We start from the raw sequence: 15,472 nt of genomic DNA, 5'->3' as shown, positions 1-15,472 counted from the left end.
GCCCCGGAAGCTAGACGCCGTAGAGCGACGTGCGGGCCGCGATGAAGCGCTGGCGGACCTCGGCGCCCCAGTCTGCCCCCGGCGCCGGTTCGTAGGCGGCGTCGAGCGCCGGCTTCCATTCGGGCAGCGAGCCGGTGGCGGCCCACGCCGCCTGGCGCGCCGCACCCAGGGCGACGTATTCCGCCGCCGCGGGGACCTCGACCGGCACGCCGAAGACGTCGGCGGCGGCCTCGCGCAGCGCCCGTGACTTGGATCCGCCGCCGATCAGCAGCACCTTTTCCACCGGGATCCCCCGGACCCGCAGCAGTTCCTGGGCGTCCGCCAGCGAGTTGAGCACGGCCAGCACCGCGGCCCGGGCCAGGTTCTCCGGCGTCATATTGCCGCGCGTCAGGCCGACCAGGCTGCCATTGGCGTAGGGCAGGTTGGGCGTGCGCTCGCCGTCAAGGTAGGGCAGCAGGGTCAGGCCGGCGGCGTCCGGAGCGGCGGAGAGCGCGAGCCGGTCCAGCTCCGGCAGGTCCACGCCGAGCATTGCGGCCGTGGCCGCCATGACCCGTGCCGAGTTGATCATCGCCAGCAGCGGCAGGTAGGCGCCGGTGGCGTCCGCGAAGCCGGCGACCGCGCCGCTGGGATCGTTCACCGGTTCGCGGGCGGAGGTGAACACGGTGCCCGACGTGCCGACGGAGACCACCACGTCTCCGGGGCTGATGCCCAGGCCCAGCGCCGCCCCCGCGTTGTCGCCCGCTCCGGCGCCGACCGGCACGCCGCCGGCGTCCCAGTCCGGAAGGAGCATGCCGCCGGACTCCTGCGGGCCGAGCACCGGCGGCAGTTCGGGCAGCCTGCCGAAGTATTTCCGGAGCAGGTCGGACCGGTAGGCGTCCTCCGCGGCGGAGTAGTAGGCGGTGCCCGAGGCGTCGCTGCGGTCGGTGAAGAATCTACCGGTGAGGCGGTAGTTCAGGTAGTCGTGCGGCAGGACTACCCGCTCCACCTTGGCCGCGAGTTCGGGCCGGTTCCGGGCCAGCCAGGCCAGCTTGGTGAGGGTGAACGACGCCACCGGCACCACGTTGACGGCATCGGCCCACGCCTCGGCGCCCAGCTCGGCGACCATGTCTTCGGCCGCGCCCGCGCTGCGGGTGTCGTTCCACAGCAGGGCGTCATGGACCGGCCGGTTGTCGGCGTCGAGCGCCACCATGCCGTGCTGCTGGGCCGCCACGCTCACCCCCGCGACCTCCGCGGAACCGCGGATGCCGGCGTCGTTCCATGCCTTGGCCAGCGCCCGGTCCCAGTGGGCCGGGTCCACGGACGTCCCGTCCGGATGCGGGGCGGACCCCGAGGAGCGGATGGCGCCCGTCTCGACGTCGACGGCGAGGACCTTGCAGGATTGGGTGGAGGAGTCGATGCCGATCGCGATGCTCATGTAGCCGGTGCCTGCCTATGCTCGTAGGATTCCTGCTCTTCCAGAATTTCGGCCAGCTCCTCGTCGACGATGAGCGTCCCGATGATGCCGGCCCGTGCCGCGGCGCGGACCGCGTCCGTCCGGTCCGCACCTTGGGCCACGACGACGACGTGCGGGGTATGCCGCAGCTGCCCGATCGTCACGGCGATGACCCGGTCGTCCAGGTCCGTCAGGACGGGGTTGCCGTCCGCGTCGAGCAGGCGGCCGGAGCACTCGGCCACCGCGCCCGCCTTCGTGCAGGCCAGCCGCGTGGCGTTGTCCACCCGGTCCCAGACGGTCGAGGCTCCGGGCTGCCAGCTGCCCAGCGCGACGACGGCAAGGTCCAGGGTGTCCGCCTTGGTCAGTGCCTGCGAGATCTCCGGCTGCCGCTTCAGGCTTTCGGCGGTTGCGGTATTTTCGACGACGAGCGGGGCCCAGATGGGCCAGGTGCGGCCGGTGGTGGCGTGGCCGAGCACGCGGAGGAGCTCCATGGAGTTGCCGCTGCCGGGAACGGGAAGGGCGCCGCCGAGCTGGACCAGGTCGCACGGCGGCAGCTTGTCGATGTGCCGCGCCGCCAGGTCGAGCGTGCGCGACCAGGCGATGCCGACGGTGAAGCCGGGGCGGGTCCGCTTCGTGAGCTCCTTAGCGGCCGCCTGGGCCAGGCGGTCGCGCGTCCTGGCGCCGTCGGCGCCGGTCGGAGTCACGATGACGGCTTCGACCCCCAGCGCGTCCCTGAGGCGGCGCGGGTCCGCGGCAGTGTGGCTGTTGGGGAAGACGACCTCGATCCGGACGATGCCTTTCGTGCGGGCCTCTTCGAGCATGCGGGCCACCTGGAAGCGCGAGATCCCGTAGCTCGTGGCAATTTCCACCTTGGACATGTTCCCGAGGTAATAGTCCCGGCCGATCAGAGCGAGTGTTTCATCATCGGATGGCTTGGCCAACGGGCTAGGACCTCCGATCTCACGTCTGAGCAACCCCTATTGCTCAAATGAGTATATATGACTAGAGTCACATACCAAATGAGCGCGGACTGGTTCTCAGATGAGCAAAGGTGGCCTCGTGAAAATCCAATTCAAGCCGGCTCGCCGGACCAGTCTGCGGCAGCGCCGCAGGGTCGGCATCCTCTCGGCGCTTAGCGCCTTCCTCCTCGTCCTAACGGGTTGCGGCGGGGATTCGTCAGCGTCCGGCAAGGAAGAAATCGTCGTCGCGATCGTGTCGAACCCGCAGATGCAGGATGCGATTTCCCTGCAGGACGAGTTCACCGCCAAGTACCCGGACGTGGACGTCCGCTTCGTCTCGCTTCCGGAGAACGAAGCCCGGGCCAAGATCACGGCCTCGGTGGCCACCGGCGGCGGAGAGTTCGACGTCGTGATGATCTCCAACTACGAGACGCCGATGTGGGCTGCCAACGGGTGGCTCACCAACCTGCAGGACTACGCAGACAAGACCCAGGGCTACAACCCCGATGACTTCATCCCCACGATCCGCGAGGCCCTCAGCTATGAGGGAGACCTCTACTCCGTACCGTTCTACGGGGAGTCTTCCTTCCTGGCCTACCGGTCCGACCTCTTCGAGCAGGCCGGGCTGACCATGCCGGAGAAGCCGACCTGGGACGACATCCGCGGGTTCGCAAAGGAGCTGAACGACCCGGAGAAGGGAATGTCCGGGGTCTGCCTGCGCGGCCTGGCTGGCTGGGGCGAGGTCATGGCCCCGCTCGACACGATGATCAACACCTACGGCGGCCGGTGGTTCGACGAGGACTGGAACGCTACCCTCGATACGCCCCAGGTGAAGGCCGCGGTCACGGACTATGTCGACCTGGTCCGCAGCTACGGCCAGCCCGGCGCGGCCACCAGCGGTTACGGCGACTGCCTCACCCGCTACGCGCAGGGCAACGCGGCGATGTGGTACGACGCCACCGCCATGGTTTCGAGTGTCGAGGATCCGAAGTCCTCGCTGGTGGTCGGCAAGACCAAGTACGCCCCGGCTCCGGTCAAGGAAACCGAGGATGCGGGCTGGCTGTACAGCTGGTCGCTGGCGATCCCCCAAACGAGCGAGCACAAGGACGCGGCCTGGGACTTCATCTCCTGGATGACCAGCCCCGACTACATGAAGCTGGTCGGCGAAAAGGTCGGCTGGGAACGGGTTCCCCCGGGCAGCCGGCTCTCCACCTACCAGCTCCCCGGGTACGCCGAGGTTTCCGAGGCCTATGCCAAGCCCACCCTGAGCGCCATGGCCGGCGCATCCCAGGAGACCTCGATGGTCCTTCCGGTTCCCTACACCGGGCTGCAGTTCGTCGGCATTCCTGAGTTCCAGGACCTGGGTACGCGGGTCGCCCAGCAGATCTCGGCGGCCATCGCCGGACAGAAGTCCGTGGACGAGGCCCTCGACCAAGCGCAACGATATGCCCGCACCGTGGCGGAAAGCTACCAGGCAGGAGGAAGCTGATGGCAACTCTGGTGGATACCCACAACCGCCGGGAGCGGGCGCGGCGGGCCGACCGCGGACGCGACAGGGCCGAGGGCTGGCGCCGGCGCGGACCGCTGCTGCCCGCCCTGATCTTCGCGATCATCGTGACGCAGCTTCCGTTCGTGTTCACGCTCTGGTACTCGCTGCTCAACTGGAACCTGCTCCGCCCAAACGGCACGGAATTTGTCGGCCTGCAGAACTACGCGGACATCTTCGCGGACTCCACCTTCCGCCAGGCGGCGCTGAACAGCGTCATCTATACGGTGGGCTGCGTCACCGCCGCGATGGTCCTCGGCATCATCTTCGCGCTCCTGCTGGACCGTGAATTCCGCGGACGCGGGCTCGTCCGGACGCTGCTGATCACGCCCTTCCTGATCATGCCCGTCGCCAGCGCCATCCTGTGGTCGGTGTCCATGCTCAACCCGAGCTATGGCCTGGTGAACTGGATCCTCAGCCTGTTCGGCATCCCCGCCGTCGACTGGACCTCGTCCTACCCGGTGCTTTCGGTCCTGATGGCGCTGGTCTGGCAGTGGACCCCGTTCATGATGCTGCTGGTCCTGGCCGGGCTGCAGGCCCAGCCGCGCGATGTCCTGGAGGCGGCGCAGATGGACGGCGCGGGATGGTGGCGCACGTTCACCTCGATCACCCTGCCGCAGCTGCGCCGCTACATCGAGCTGGGCATCCTGCTTGGCGCGATTTACGTGGTCAACACCTTCGACCAGATCTACATCATGACCGCGGGCGGCCCCGGCACGGCAAGCGCCAACCTGCCCTTCTATATCTACCAGCGGGCATTCCTCGGCTTCGACATCGGACAGGCAGCTGCCATGGGCGTCGTCGTCGTGATTGCCACCATCATCATCGCGACCTTCGCGCTCCGCCTGCTCTTCCGCAGCTTCGACGTAAAGGACTGAAGACGTGGCTATCGATACTGCGCCCGCACCCGCCAGGCCAACCGAGGCGCCCCAGGGGCGCCGCAAGGGAGGCGGGAATCCGTCGTCGCTCCTTACCGTGCTGACCTGGATCCTGGCACTCGGCTTCTTCTCGCCCGTGATCTGGATGGTCCTGACGTCCTTCAAGCAGGAGGCAGCGGCCGCGTCGAGCCCGCCCACGTTCTTCTTCGAGCCGACGCTGGACCAGTACCGCGCGGTCCTGGCTGCCGGCGCCGGTCCTTACTTCCTGAACTCGGTGATCGCCACCGGTGTCTCCACGGTCCTGGTGGTCGTCCTCGCCGTCCCGGCGTCCTACGCGCTGAGCATCCGGCCGGTGAAGAAGACCCAGGACGTGCTGTTCTTCTTCATCTCCACCAAGATGCTGCCCGTCGTCGCGGTCATCATGCCGATCTACGTCATCGCCGGGCAGCTCAACATGCTGGACAACATCTGGACCCTCGTTATCCTCTACACGGCGATGAACCTGCCGATCGCCGTCTGGATGATGCGCTCCTTCTTCCAGGAGGTTCCGGCCGAGGTGCTGGAGGCCGCCCAGATGGACGGTGCCGGGCTGCTCAAGACCCTGCGCTCGGTGCTGATGCCGATGGTCGCCCCCGGCCTAGCCGCCACGGCGCTGATCTGCGTCATCTTCGCGTGGAACGAGTTCTTCTTCGCGCTGAACCTGACTGCGGCCAAGTCCGCCACGGTGCCGGTGTTCCTCGTCTCGCAGATGACCAGCGAGGGGCTGTTCCTGGCCAAGCTCTCCGCGGCGTCGGTGCTGGCGTCGCTGCCCGTGGTGCTGGCCGGCTGGATCGCGCAGAAGCAGCTGGTCCGCGGCCTGTCCATGGGTGCCGTCAAGTAGGCCGGCGCAATCGGGCGGGGCAGGCGGGCGGCGGGAACCGTGCCCGGATCCCGCCGCACCCTTGAAGGGAGTGTGGGCCGCGCCTACGGTTGAACCAAGACGACCACGGAAGGTGCCCATCATGGCCGAGAAGAGCATTGAACAGTGGTGGCCGGAGCTGCACACGGCGACCAAGCAATGGTTCCGCGCGCACTACGGGGCCGAAGAGATCGATCCGGACGCAGCCCTGGATGTCTACGACTCCGGCGGCCCGGACCTCAAGGAGCAGTCGCTGTCCCGGCGGGACTGGGACTTCATTGAGACGCAATCAGAGTTCGTCGACTGAGCGGTGCTCCGGGGCCGGTTCCTTGGCGGTTGTCGCGGATTTCAACTGCTGTTTGACGGAAGGGCAGGCGGCTGTTCAACCGCCGGCGGATAGTGTGAGGCATGACTTTGGGCTACGACGCTGATTTCCTGCAGACCGCCGTTGAGCTGCCGCGTGCGGCCACCGCGGCCAAGGTGCTGGACTACACGCACTTCACCATCCTCCTCAATACCTCCCGCCGGTTCGCCGAGCTGACGGCGGTCAATCTCGACGGCGGGCAGCTGCGTGACGTGGGCCGTGAGGACACGTGGCGGCTGGACCCTCGGGTTGCCTCGACGCTGCAGGCCGGGGAGGAGCTGTACCGCAACAACAACCTGGACCGCGGGCACCTGGTGCGCCGGCGGGATCCGGTGTGGGGCCCGCCGTCGGACGCGGCGAAGGCCAACATCGAGACCTTCTTCTACACCAACGCGGCCCCGCAGGTGGACACCTTCAACCAGTCGAAGCTGCTCTGGCACGGGCTGGAGGACTACGTGCTCAACCATGCGGACCAGTACGACGCCCGGCTGAGCGTGTTCACCGGACCTGTCCTCGACCCGAAGGACCCGCCGTACCGGGGGTTCGCCATCCCGCTGCTGTTCTGGAAGGTCGTCGCGTGGCAGGGGGCCGACGGCCTGGCCAGCACGGCCTACATCCTCGATCAGTCGCCGCTGCTGGGCGAGCTGGAGGAGGAGCGGCTCACGGCCCTGCGCGCCGCGGAGGGCGCCACCCCTCCGCTGGGTCCCTACCGGACCTTCCAGGTTCCGGTCGCGGACGTCCAGGACCTGACCGGTCTGGGGCTGGAGCAGCTGGTTGCGGTGGACCGGTTCGTGCCGGCTCCCACCGCCCGTGCCGGCGAACCGCGCTGGCAGCTGCTGGTCAGCTTCGAGCAGATCGTGCTGCTGCCTCCCGAAAGCTGAGCAGGGGCTCAACCGCCCGCTGGCCACGCCTCCGGCCATGCCGCCGGCCGACGGCTGCCCGGGCCTGCTGCGGATGTGCGAAGCTGGTGGCTCCAGCCCAGCCCTACGTCCGTAAGGAGCCGCCACGTGAGCCTCAAGGTCGCCGACCGCGCCCGGGTGCCGCACTTCGAAGTCATGAACATCCTGCAGCGCGTGGCCGATATGCGCGCCGCAGGCCGGGACGTCATCTCGCTGTGCGCGGGCGAGCCGTCCGCCGGCGCGCCGAGCGCGGTGTCGGCCAGGGCTGCGGAGATCCACCGCCTCGCGCTGCCGCTGACCTACACGAGCGCGCTTGGCGTCCGGGAACTCCGGGAGGCGATCGCGGGGCACTACCGCCGCTGGTACGGGCTGGAGATCACTGACGACGACGTCGCCGTCACCACGGGATCGTCCGGCGCCTTCATGCTCGCGTTCCTCGCGGCGTTCAATCCCGGCGACCGGGTGGCGCTCGCCCGCCCCGGCTACCCCGCCTACCGCAACATCCTGACCGCGGTGGGCTGCGAGGTGGTCGAGATCGACTGCGGCCCGGACGAACGGTACCAGCCGACCCCGGCCCTGCTGGACGCGGCGGCGGCGACCCACGGCCAGCTGTCCGGGCTGGTCCTGGCCTCGCCCGCGAACCCGACCGGCACCATGGTCTCCCGTGCCGAACTCGCCGCGCTGACCGGCTGGTGCCGCGCAAACGGCGCGCGGCTGGTCAGCGACGAGATCTATCACGGCATCACCTACACGGACCCGCAGGCACCCGACGCCAAAGGCGTGTGCGCGTGGGAACTGGACCGGACCGGCGTCGTTGTTTCCTCCTTCTCCAAATACTGGGGAATGACCGGCTGGCGCCTGGGCTGGGCGCTGATGCCGCGCGACCTCGCGCCGGCCATGGACGCGCTCGCCGGCAACGTGGCGCTCTGCCCGCCTACCCCCGCGCAGCTGGCCGCGGTGGAGGCTTTCAGCGCCGCCTCCTATGCCGAAGCGGACGCCGCGGTGGCCGAGTTCGCCGGGATCAGGCAGGTGCTGCTGGACAACCTGGGCCGGCTGGAGTGGGGGACGGCTGCTCCGGCGGACGGCGCCTTCTACCTCTACGCGGACCTGGGCGGCCAGCTGGCGGGCTTCGCCGATTCCGCGGACTACTGCCGCGCGCTGCTGGAAGACGAGGGCGTGGCGCTGGTGCCGGGCTCCGACTTCGACGCCGTCAACGGCCGCCGTTCGGTGCGGCTGTCCTTTGCCGCGGGCAAGGACGCCGTGGCCGAGGCCGTGGAGCGGATCGTCCGCTTCCAGGCCCGCCGCCGCTGAGTGCCGCGGCGCGCGGACAGCGGCCGCGAGGTCTCAGATCGCCCGTTCCCAGTCCTCGACCGGCCCGCCGATGACCCGGAACAGCGGGTGCGCGTCCGGGACGCTCCCGGCCAGCGCGGTCGAGAGCTGGTGCCGCCGGTCGGGGTCGCGGGTGGCCAGCTTCGCCAGCAGGTGCTGCCGTTCGAAGTTCAGTTGTCCCTCGGTGACCAGGATGGGGGCGGCCGACGCGGGCTCCGCTGAGAGCACCAGCGCGGTGTTGAAACGGTAGCCGCGGCCTTCGGCCTCTTCGGCCAGACCGACCAGGTAGGCGCCGATGGCCGCTTCCGGGTCCGCGGCGGCGCGGAAGCGCACCAGCTGAGGATGGTTGCGGTAGCCCTTGGTGGCCCCGGCCAGCACTTTCTGCGCCAACAGGCTCTCGCGCCAGCAGGCGACCAACCCTTTCTGGTCCAGGTACCGGGGGTGCAGGCTCCACAAGCGCATGCTGGATACTCTAGGCGAAAGGGAGAACTGTAGTCCGTGTGAGACAATAGTGCCAATGTCTTCGCAGAAAACTTCCCCCCAAGTCATTTCAGACCGGCCACAGGTGCGCCCCGCGACCGAGGGTTGGAACCAGGCCGTCACCGCCGAGGGACGGCCGCTGCTGCAGTTTAAATCCCCGCGGGTCAAGCAGCCGCCGGTCCACCTGGCCGACCTGACTCTGGCCGAGCGGCAGGAAAAGATGAAGGAGCTGGGGCTGCCCGCCTTCCGCGCGAAGCAGCTCTCCACGCACTACTTCCAGCACTACACCACCGACCCGGAGCGGATGAGCGACCTGCCCAAGGAACGCCGCGCCGAGCTGGCCGAGGCGTTCTTCCCGAAGCTGCTGACCGAGGTCAAGCGGCTGACCACGGACAAGGGCGACACCATCAAGTTCCTGTGGCGGCTCTTCGACGGTTCGCTCGTGGAGTCCGTGCTGATGCGCTACACGGGCCGGATCACGCTGTGCGTCTCCAGCCAGTGCGGCTGCGGCATGAACTGCCCGTTCTGCGCCACCGGCCAGGCCGGGCTGACGCGCAACATGTCGACGGCGGAGATCCTGGACCAGATCGTGCAGGCCAACCGGGTGATCGCCGAGGGCGGGCTCGGCGGCAAGCGCCGGAACAAGGACGCCGGCGAAGGTGCCGACGCGGAGCGCGTCACCAACATCGTTTTCATGGGCATGGGCGAGCCCCTGGCGAACTACAAGCGCGTCATGAACGCCGTGCACCGCATGGTGGACGAGGCCCCGGAAGGGCTGGGCATGAGCGCCCGCGGCATCACGGTATCCACGGTCGGCCTGGTCCCGGCGATCAACAAGCTGGCGGACGAGAACCTGCCGTTCACCTTCGCGCTGAGCCTGCACGCGCCGGACGACGAGCTGCGCGACGAGCTGATCCCGGTCAACTCCCGCTGGAAGGTGGACGAGGCGCTCGATGCGGCGTACGGCTACTACCAGCGCACCGGCCGCCGCGTTTCCATCGAGTACGCGCTGATCAAGGACATGAACGACCACGCCTGGCGCGCGGACCTGCTGGCCAAGAAGCTGAACAAGCGCGGTCGCGGCTGGGTGCACGTGAACCCGATCCCGCTGAACCCGACCCCCGGCTCCATCTGGACCAGCTCGGATGCGGACGTCACCCGGGAATTCGTCGACCGGCTCAACGATGCCGGCATTCCCACGACGCTGCGCGATACCCGCGGCAAGGAGATCGACGGCGCCTGCGGCCAGCTCGCCGCGGCGGAATAGTCTTTTCCGGCCAACGACGGCGGCGGCTTAGTTTTAGGACCTAAGTCGCCGTTTGCTGTTCGGCGTTGCCCGCAGACGGAGCCTCGCTGGCTCACTTCTCCTCCAGTGCGAAGCCGCGGCCGCCCTTGTCCACAGCTGGGCGTCAAGCACTGCCGCCGGGCAGGCGGCCGCTGGAAGCCTTTTCACTAACGAAAGGGCGAACATCCATGGACCAACAACCCGTCCCCGACATCGAGGACCAGCTGCGGCTGCTGTCCGACGAACTGACGCTGCCCAAGCCGGGCGAATGCCTGCTCTGCTACACGTACCGGATGCTGGAGTTCGGCTGCAACGGCCTGGTCTGGGCCAGGCGCTACCGGGACGTGGCGGCACCTCGGGCCACGGCGCTGGAAGCCAGGCTGGCGGCAAAAGGCGGCTACTGCGATTGTGAAATCTTCGCCAACGGCTACGAGCCCAACGCGGATCTGTGGGACCCCCGCGGTTACTGCGAGGAGCACCAGCCGGGTCCGCTCCCGCCGTGCCAGCAGGTGCGCCTTGGCTCCACGCAGCCGTGCCGGCTCTGGCGGCCGCGCTGGCGCCCGCCCGGCGGACGGATTTATCGCTGGTGGTGAGTGGCCAAGGCATCTGGCAGCTAGCGGGCTGCAGCCTCGGCAGGTTGGGCAGGGGACCTGCGCAGCGGGCAGCCGGGGATAGCGTAGCGGCAGGCGAGGACGGCTGCTGCCAGGACGGCTGCGGCGCCGGCGAGGATGGCGTTGGCCGGTGCGGGGAGTTCCTGGACGAGGACGAAGACGCCCATCACGAGCACGAAGATGCCGAAGCCCTTGCGGAGCGCCGCTTCGGGGATCCGGCCGGCCAGGCGGGAGCCGAGCACGGAGCCCGCGATCGCTGCCGCGGTGACGGCGCCGACGAGGCCCCAGTCGAGGCTCACGCTGGTGAGGTAGCCGCCGAGTCCGGCGAAGGACTTCAGTGCGATGACCACCAGGGAGGTTCCGACGGCGACGGGCATCGCGAGCCCGCCGAGGAGGGCGAGGGCGGGGACCACCAGGAATCCGCCGCCGGCGCCGACGAGCCCGGTGACGAGGCCGACGACGAGGCCTTCGAGGATGACCTTGAGGACGGGCAGTTCGTCGTTGTGCGTGGTGGCGCCCTGGGCCTTGTTTTTGCGGCCGCGGATCATGGCGATGGAGGTGGCGACCATCATGAGGGCGAAGGCGATCATGAGGATGGTGCCGGGGATGTGTCCGCCGAGCAGGCCGCCGAGGAAGGCTCCGGCCATGCCGGCGGCGCCGAAGATGAGGCCGGTGCGCCATTTGACGCGGCCGTTCCGGGCGTGGGCGATGGCGCTCACGGCCGAGGTTGCGCCGACCACGAACAGCGACGCGGCGATCGCCTCCTTGGGGTCAAGCCCGGCGACATAGGTGAGGATGGGGACGGTAAGGATGGAGCCTCCGCCGCCCAGCAGGCCGAGGGAGAGTCCGATGACAACGGAGAGCAGCAGTGTGGCCGTGAGGGCGACGGTCATGTGGTCGGTCCTTTGCGGGTAGGGTGCAGCCGGCGGCTGGTCAGCGGGTGGGAAGGCCGGCGCGCTGCCAGGCGATCATGCCGCCGGCCATGGCGTGCTCCTTGGAGGAAGGCCGGTGGGGAGGGGTCCCGCCCGGGTGGGGAGACCCGGGCGGGCACCGGCTTGAGGGGACAGCGCGCTCAGGCGCCGGGCAGCTGCCGGATCGCGCTCTCGGCCGTGGGCTCGGCGGCGGTCCTGTTCCAGGGCATCTTGGAGAGCATGTTGCCCATGGCGCAGGTGTTGGTCGCGGCCGAGAAGGTCAGGCCGGCGCCGATTGCGCCGGCGAGCAGGCGCAGCTTAGGGGAGACGAACTTGCCGGCCAGCAGGCCGCCGACCACGAGGGTGCCTGCCGCCATCCGGACCTGGCGCTCGAGGTCCCAGCGCTGGGCACCTCGGACGACGTTGCCTCCCGCCGCGGCGAAGGCCGGTACGCCGCCGGTGAGCACCCGGGCCGATTCGAGCCCGGCGGTGCCCAGGCGCTGGCGGGCCTGCTCGGCGCGGACGCCGGACTGGCAGACCAGGACCACGCGCTTGCCGAGGCGTTCGGCGAGTTCGTCGGTGTGCTCGGAGAGCAGCGGCAGCGGCACGTTGTAGGAGCCGCGGATGTGCTGCGATTCAAATTCTGCGGCGGAGCGGACGTCGATCACGATCAGGTCTTCGTGCTTCTCCAGCCACTCGCGGAGGGTCGGTGCGTCGAGGGCGGTCGCGGTGGAGGTCTGGGAATTCAAGGGACGTTTCCTTTCAGGATTGGCAGGTGTGTCACGCAGAAGTCTTCCACATACCCTAGGGGGTATGCAATACACCCTAGGGGGTATACTCTAGGGGAGACTTTCATCGCGAGGAGAAGACATGCAACTCGATGCCACCGAGCTCACGCCGGTCATCAACCGGCTCAAGCGTGCGCAGGGCCAGCTTGCCGCGGTGACGCGCATGCTGGAGGAAGGTCGCGACTGCAAGGATGTGGTCACCCAGCTGGCTGCCGTGTCCAAGGCCCTGGACCGCGCTGGGTTCGTGATTATCTCGACCGGCCTGGAGCAGTGCCTGGCCAAGCAGGACAGCTCCATCGACAAGAAGGAGCTCGAAAAACTCTTCCTCTCGCTGGCCTGAGCCGGCGACAGGCAATGCGGCACGCGGCCCTGGATCCATGCGGGCCAGGGCCGCCTGCCGCTTTTGCGGCGGAGTTCGCCGGTCAGCGGATGGCGGCCGTTTCCCGGGCAGCCTGGAAGTTTTCCCAGGCTGCATAGCTGCCGTCGAGTTCGACGACGTTGTAGCCGGCGCGGCGCAGAGTGCTGGCGGCCACGGAGTTGCGCACGCCGCTCTGGCAGTAGGTCACGATGGTGCCGTCGGCGGGTAGCTTGTCCAGGTTCCAGAGCACGCGGCCGGCGCTGAGCTGGTCGGAGCCGGGGATATGGCCGGCGGCGTGTTCGGTCTTGTTCCGCACATCCAGGACCAGGGCGGCGTCGAATCCGTCGAGTTCCTCGGGCTGGATCAAGGTCGGGACCGTGGTGGGCAGCTCATCCAGATTCGTCGTGTAGCCGGCGACGTGGTCGATGCCGACCCGCACTAGGTGGTCCCACATGGTCCGGGCCGCGTCCTGGTCCGGGGCGAGCAGGACCAGGGGCCGGTCGTCCGTCTCCGGGTCGTAGGCCCAAGCGCCGACGCTGGCGGCCTTGTTTCCGGCCGGGATGTTCAGCGCGCCGCGCACGGTGCCTTCGTGGACCTGCGCATTGGGGCGGGTGTCGACGAAGGTGATCTTGTCGGCGTCCAGGCCCGCGGCGATGGTCCGGTTCTCCAGTTCGGGCAGCGGTTCGCGCTCGCCCATGATGGACGGGCCGAGGCGGTTCTGGCGCTTCATCCGGCCGAAGTAGGCGTGCGCGTCGGGCTGGCCGTCGAGGAGTTCGTCAATGAAGCCCTGCTCGTCGTTGGCTTCGAGGTACTTGCCCCACCAGGAGTAGAGGCGTTCGTAGCCGACCGTGGTGGACGGGATCGCTCCCAGGGCCTTGCCGCAGGCGCTGCCGGAGCCGTGGCCGGGGTAGACCTGGACGTGGTCGGGCAGGGTTAGGAACTTGGTGCGCAGGCTGGCGAAGAGCTGCTTCGCGCCCTCGAACCTGGTGTCGATGCCGCCCGCGGCCTCGTCCAGCAGGTCCGGCCGGCCCAGGTCGCCGGCGAAGACGAAGTCGCCGGAGAGCAGGTAGCCGGGCTGGTCGCTGAACGCGCCGTCGGTGACGAGGAAGGACAGGTGCTCCGGGGTGTGCCCCGGAGTGTGCACGGCCTGCACGCTGATGTTGCCGATCGAGACGACATCGCCGTCGTTGAGGCGTGCGGCGTCGAAACCGTACTGCCAGTCCGTCCCGCCCTCACCCGAGACGTAGATGTCCGCGCCGGTAGCGGCGGCGAGCTCGCGGGTGCCGGAGAGGTAGTCGGCGTGGATATGGGTCTCGGTCACGGCGACGATCTTCATCCCGTTGGCCTTGGCCAGGTCGAGGTACACATCGATGTCGCGGCGGGCATCGACCACCACGGCCTCGCCCTTGCGCTGGCAGCCGATGAAGTAGCCGGCCTGCGCCAGGTCTTCGTCATAGATTCGCTCGAGCAGCATCTCGTCTCCTTGTCGTCCGCTCGGATACCCACTGGGGTATCCAATCGCGATCAACGATAATACCTCCGGGGGTATCGCGCAAGTGTGGCTCTTGTCGTTTCAAATGCCCATAGGGGTATGTGCAAGTGAGAGGGCGATCGAGTGCGCTCGCCCCCTCATGAGCCGTGATGGAGGACTTTTATGTGCGCCAGTGGCGACGTGCGGGCGCTGCGCAAAAGCGAGGTGGGCCGGCTGCGGCAACCCATGTGGAGCAGATGATGCGCAAAGTTCCGCAGTCCCGGCACTGCACGTTCTCCCGGGCGGCGGGACGGCAGGGCGTTCCAGGGCGCAGGGGTAGCGGCCCTGACTGGTTCAGGAAGCTTTTCGGGCACTGACCCGCGTGCCTGTTAAGGTGGCCGGCATGGAGAACGCCGATCTTGTCCTGCACCTCGCCGGCCCGGGGACTCAACCATTCCCCGACCTCGCCGCAGCCCTGCGTGTCGCGCGTAATGCGCGCGCCGAGTTGCCCGAGGCCACGATTGAACTCGTGGTCCAGGGGCCGATTGTCACCCAGCTGGCTGGCTCCGGCCCGGCGGCTGTAGAAGCCGGAGCCCTCGCCGCCGAAAACGGCACCAAGGTGACGGCGTGCCGCAACAGCCTCCGCTCGGCCGGGATCGATGAAACGTCCCTGCCGGCTGGTATCACCGTGGTCCCCGCAGCCGTCGCCCATCTCGCCCAACGGCAATTCGGCGGCGCCGCCTACATCCGCGTCTAGTATTTGCCCGGGCTAGGCCGCGGTCCCTTCCCTGCCGGCGTTCGGTGGGTTCAGCGCGGCGGCATGCGATCCAGGTGCTGGCGCGGCACGCGGTCCCGGGAGTAGGTGATCTCGGTGTAGCCGTGCGGGGCAGGCTTGCCGTCCTCGCCGAGATTGACGAAGACGATTTTCTCGATCGTTAGGATCGACTGGCGGGTGAACATGTTCCGCACCTCCGCACGCATCGTCAGCGAGGTCCGGCCGAAGTGTGTGGCCGTCAGCCCCATTTCGATCAGGTCTCCCTGCTGGGCCGAGCTGACGAAGTTGATTTCGGACATGTACTTGGTGACGGCCATCCCGTTGCCCAGCTGGACGATGGCGTAGATGGCGGCCTCTTCGTCGATCCAGCGCAGCAAGCTGCCGCCGAACAGCGTGCCGTTGGCATTGAGGTCTTCGGGCCGCACCCACTTGCGGGTGTGGAAGGTGATGTCGCCGTTCTCCATAGGGACGACAGTAGCGGAACGTCC

At 68.5% G+C, this 15,472-nt stretch carries 17 protein-coding genes; 10 read left to right on the top strand and 7 right to left on the bottom strand.

Features of this window, described 5'->3' with window-relative positions:
* Positions 1–10: 10 nt before the first annotated feature.
* Together xylB and WFH44_RS11835 are read right to left on the bottom strand one after the other, a co-directional pair.
* Positions 11–1,414, bottom strand: a complete 1,404-nt coding sequence (gene xylB / locus WFH44_RS11840) for a xylulokinase (protein WP_336714065.1) — start codon at positions 1,412–1,414, stop codon at positions 11–13.
* Positions 1,411–2,310, bottom strand: coding sequence for a sugar-binding transcriptional regulator (locus tag WFH44_RS11835; RefSeq protein WP_336714064.1), 900 nt, complete (start codon positions 2,308–2,310; stop codon positions 1,411–1,413). Before WFH44_RS11835 ends, xylB begins: the two co-directional genes overlap by 4 nt.
* Before the next feature lie 181 nt (positions 2,311–2,491).
* On the opposite strand from WFH44_RS11835, the gene WFH44_RS11830 reads away from it, so the two are divergent.
* The 6 genes from WFH44_RS11830 to WFH44_RS11805 all read left to right on the top strand — a co-directional run bounded on the left by WFH44_RS11830 (position 2,492) and on the right by WFH44_RS11805 (position 8,287).
* Entirely contained in the window at positions 2,492–3,880 is a 1,389-nt protein-coding gene (locus WFH44_RS11830; RefSeq protein WP_442892901.1) for an ABC transporter substrate-binding protein, read from the top strand.
* Positions 3,880–4,815: a carbohydrate ABC transporter permease gene (locus tag WFH44_RS11825; RefSeq protein ID WP_336714063.1), complete on the top strand. Its 936-nt coding sequence runs from the start codon at positions 3,880–3,882 to the stop codon at positions 4,813–4,815. The genes WFH44_RS11830 and WFH44_RS11825 overlap by 1 nt, the downstream gene beginning before the upstream one ends.
* A gap of 4 nt (positions 4,816–4,819) precedes the next feature.
* The gene (locus WFH44_RS11820; protein ID WP_336714062.1) at positions 4,820–5,695 is read left to right on the top strand and encodes a carbohydrate ABC transporter permease; all 876 of its coding nucleotides are present in this window, start codon (positions 4,820–4,822) and stop codon (positions 5,693–5,695) included.
* Between the two features lie 121 nt (positions 5,696–5,816).
* Positions 5,817–6,020: a hypothetical protein gene (locus tag WFH44_RS11815; RefSeq protein ID WP_336714061.1), complete on the top strand. Its 204-nt coding sequence runs from the start codon at positions 5,817–5,819 to the stop codon at positions 6,018–6,020.
* A 101-nt stretch (positions 6,021–6,121) separates the two neighbouring features.
* Positions 6,122–6,958 (top strand): DNA/RNA non-specific endonuclease, encoded by an 837-nt coding sequence (locus tag WFH44_RS11810; RefSeq protein ID WP_336714060.1) that lies wholly within the window; start codon positions 6,122–6,124, stop codon positions 6,956–6,958.
* 126 nt (positions 6,959–7,084) lie between these two features.
* Positions 7,085–8,287 carry an aminotransferase class I/II-fold pyridoxal phosphate-dependent enzyme gene (locus WFH44_RS11805; protein WP_336714059.1) on the top strand — a complete coding sequence of 401 codons (1,203 nt, stop codon included), beginning with the start codon at positions 7,085–7,087 and terminating at the stop codon, positions 8,285–8,287.
* A gap of 33 nt (positions 8,288–8,320) precedes the next feature.
* On the opposite strand, the gene WFH44_RS11800 is transcribed toward WFH44_RS11805, so the two are convergent.
* Complete coding sequence (locus WFH44_RS11800) at positions 8,321–8,767, bottom strand: pyrimidine dimer DNA glycosylase/endonuclease V (RefSeq protein WP_336714058.1); 447 nt, start codon at positions 8,765–8,767, stop codon at positions 8,321–8,323.
* A 55-nt stretch (positions 8,768–8,822) separates the two neighbouring features.
* On the opposite strand from WFH44_RS11800, the gene rlmN reads away from it, so the two are divergent.
* Both rlmN and WFH44_RS11790 read left to right on the top strand, forming a co-directional pair.
* Positions 8,823–10,052, top strand: a complete 1,230-nt coding sequence (rlmN, locus tag WFH44_RS11795) for a 23S rRNA (adenine(2503)-C(2))-methyltransferase RlmN (protein ID WP_336714057.1) — start codon at positions 8,823–8,825, stop codon at positions 10,050–10,052.
* A gap of 206 nt (positions 10,053–10,258) precedes the next feature.
* A complete protein-coding gene (locus WFH44_RS11790; protein ID WP_336714056.1) occupies positions 10,259–10,663 on the top strand; it encodes a DUF2695 domain-containing protein in 405 nt (134 codons plus the stop codon).
* Positions 10,664–10,683: 20 nt separating this feature from the next.
* Here the strand turns inward: WFH44_RS11790 and WFH44_RS11785 are convergent, their stop codons facing one another.
* The gene (locus WFH44_RS11785; RefSeq protein WP_336714055.1) at positions 10,684–11,574 is read right to left on the bottom strand and encodes a sulfite exporter TauE/SafE family protein; all 891 of its coding nucleotides are present in this window, start codon (positions 11,572–11,574) and stop codon (positions 10,684–10,686) included.
* 179 nt (positions 11,575–11,753) lie between these two features.
* Positions 11,754–12,341, bottom strand: a complete 588-nt coding sequence (locus WFH44_RS11780; protein WP_336714054.1) for a rhodanese-like domain-containing protein — start codon at positions 12,339–12,341, stop codon at positions 11,754–11,756.
* A gap of 121 nt (positions 12,342–12,462) precedes the next feature.
* On the opposite strand from WFH44_RS11780, the gene WFH44_RS11775 reads away from it, so the two are divergent.
* Positions 12,463–12,720, top strand: a complete 258-nt coding sequence (locus WFH44_RS11775) for a metal-sensitive transcriptional regulator (RefSeq protein ID WP_336714053.1) — start codon at positions 12,463–12,465, stop codon at positions 12,718–12,720.
* Positions 12,721–12,802: 82 nt separating this feature from the next.
* On the opposite strand, the gene WFH44_RS11770 is transcribed toward WFH44_RS11775, so the two are convergent.
* Complete coding sequence (locus tag WFH44_RS11770) at positions 12,803–14,212, bottom strand: MBL fold metallo-hydrolase (RefSeq protein ID WP_336714052.1); 1,410 nt, start codon at positions 14,210–14,212, stop codon at positions 12,803–12,805.
* 400 nt (positions 14,213–14,612) lie between these two features.
* Here WFH44_RS11770 and WFH44_RS11765 point away from each other — a divergent pair, with 400 nt between their 5' ends.
* Positions 14,613–14,966 (top strand): DsrE family protein, encoded by a 354-nt coding sequence (locus WFH44_RS11765; RefSeq protein WP_336714051.1) that lies wholly within the window; start codon positions 14,613–14,615, stop codon positions 14,964–14,966.
* Between the two features lie 50 nt (positions 14,967–15,016).
* Here WFH44_RS11765 and WFH44_RS11760 read toward each other — a convergent pair whose 3' ends face one another.
* Positions 15,017–15,448, bottom strand: coding sequence for an acyl-CoA thioesterase (locus WFH44_RS11760; protein ID WP_336714050.1), 432 nt, complete (start codon positions 15,446–15,448; stop codon positions 15,017–15,019).
* Positions 15,449–15,472 lie beyond the last annotated feature (24 nt).

Origin of the sequence: Arthrobacter sp. USHLN218, from assembly GCF_037144715.1 — a bacterium.
Lineage (GTDB): Bacteria > Actinomycetota > Actinomycetes > Actinomycetales > Micrococcaceae > Crystallibacter.
Note: the sequence above shows the minus strand (reverse complement) of the source record. Positions and strands in the feature narration are given on the sequence as shown.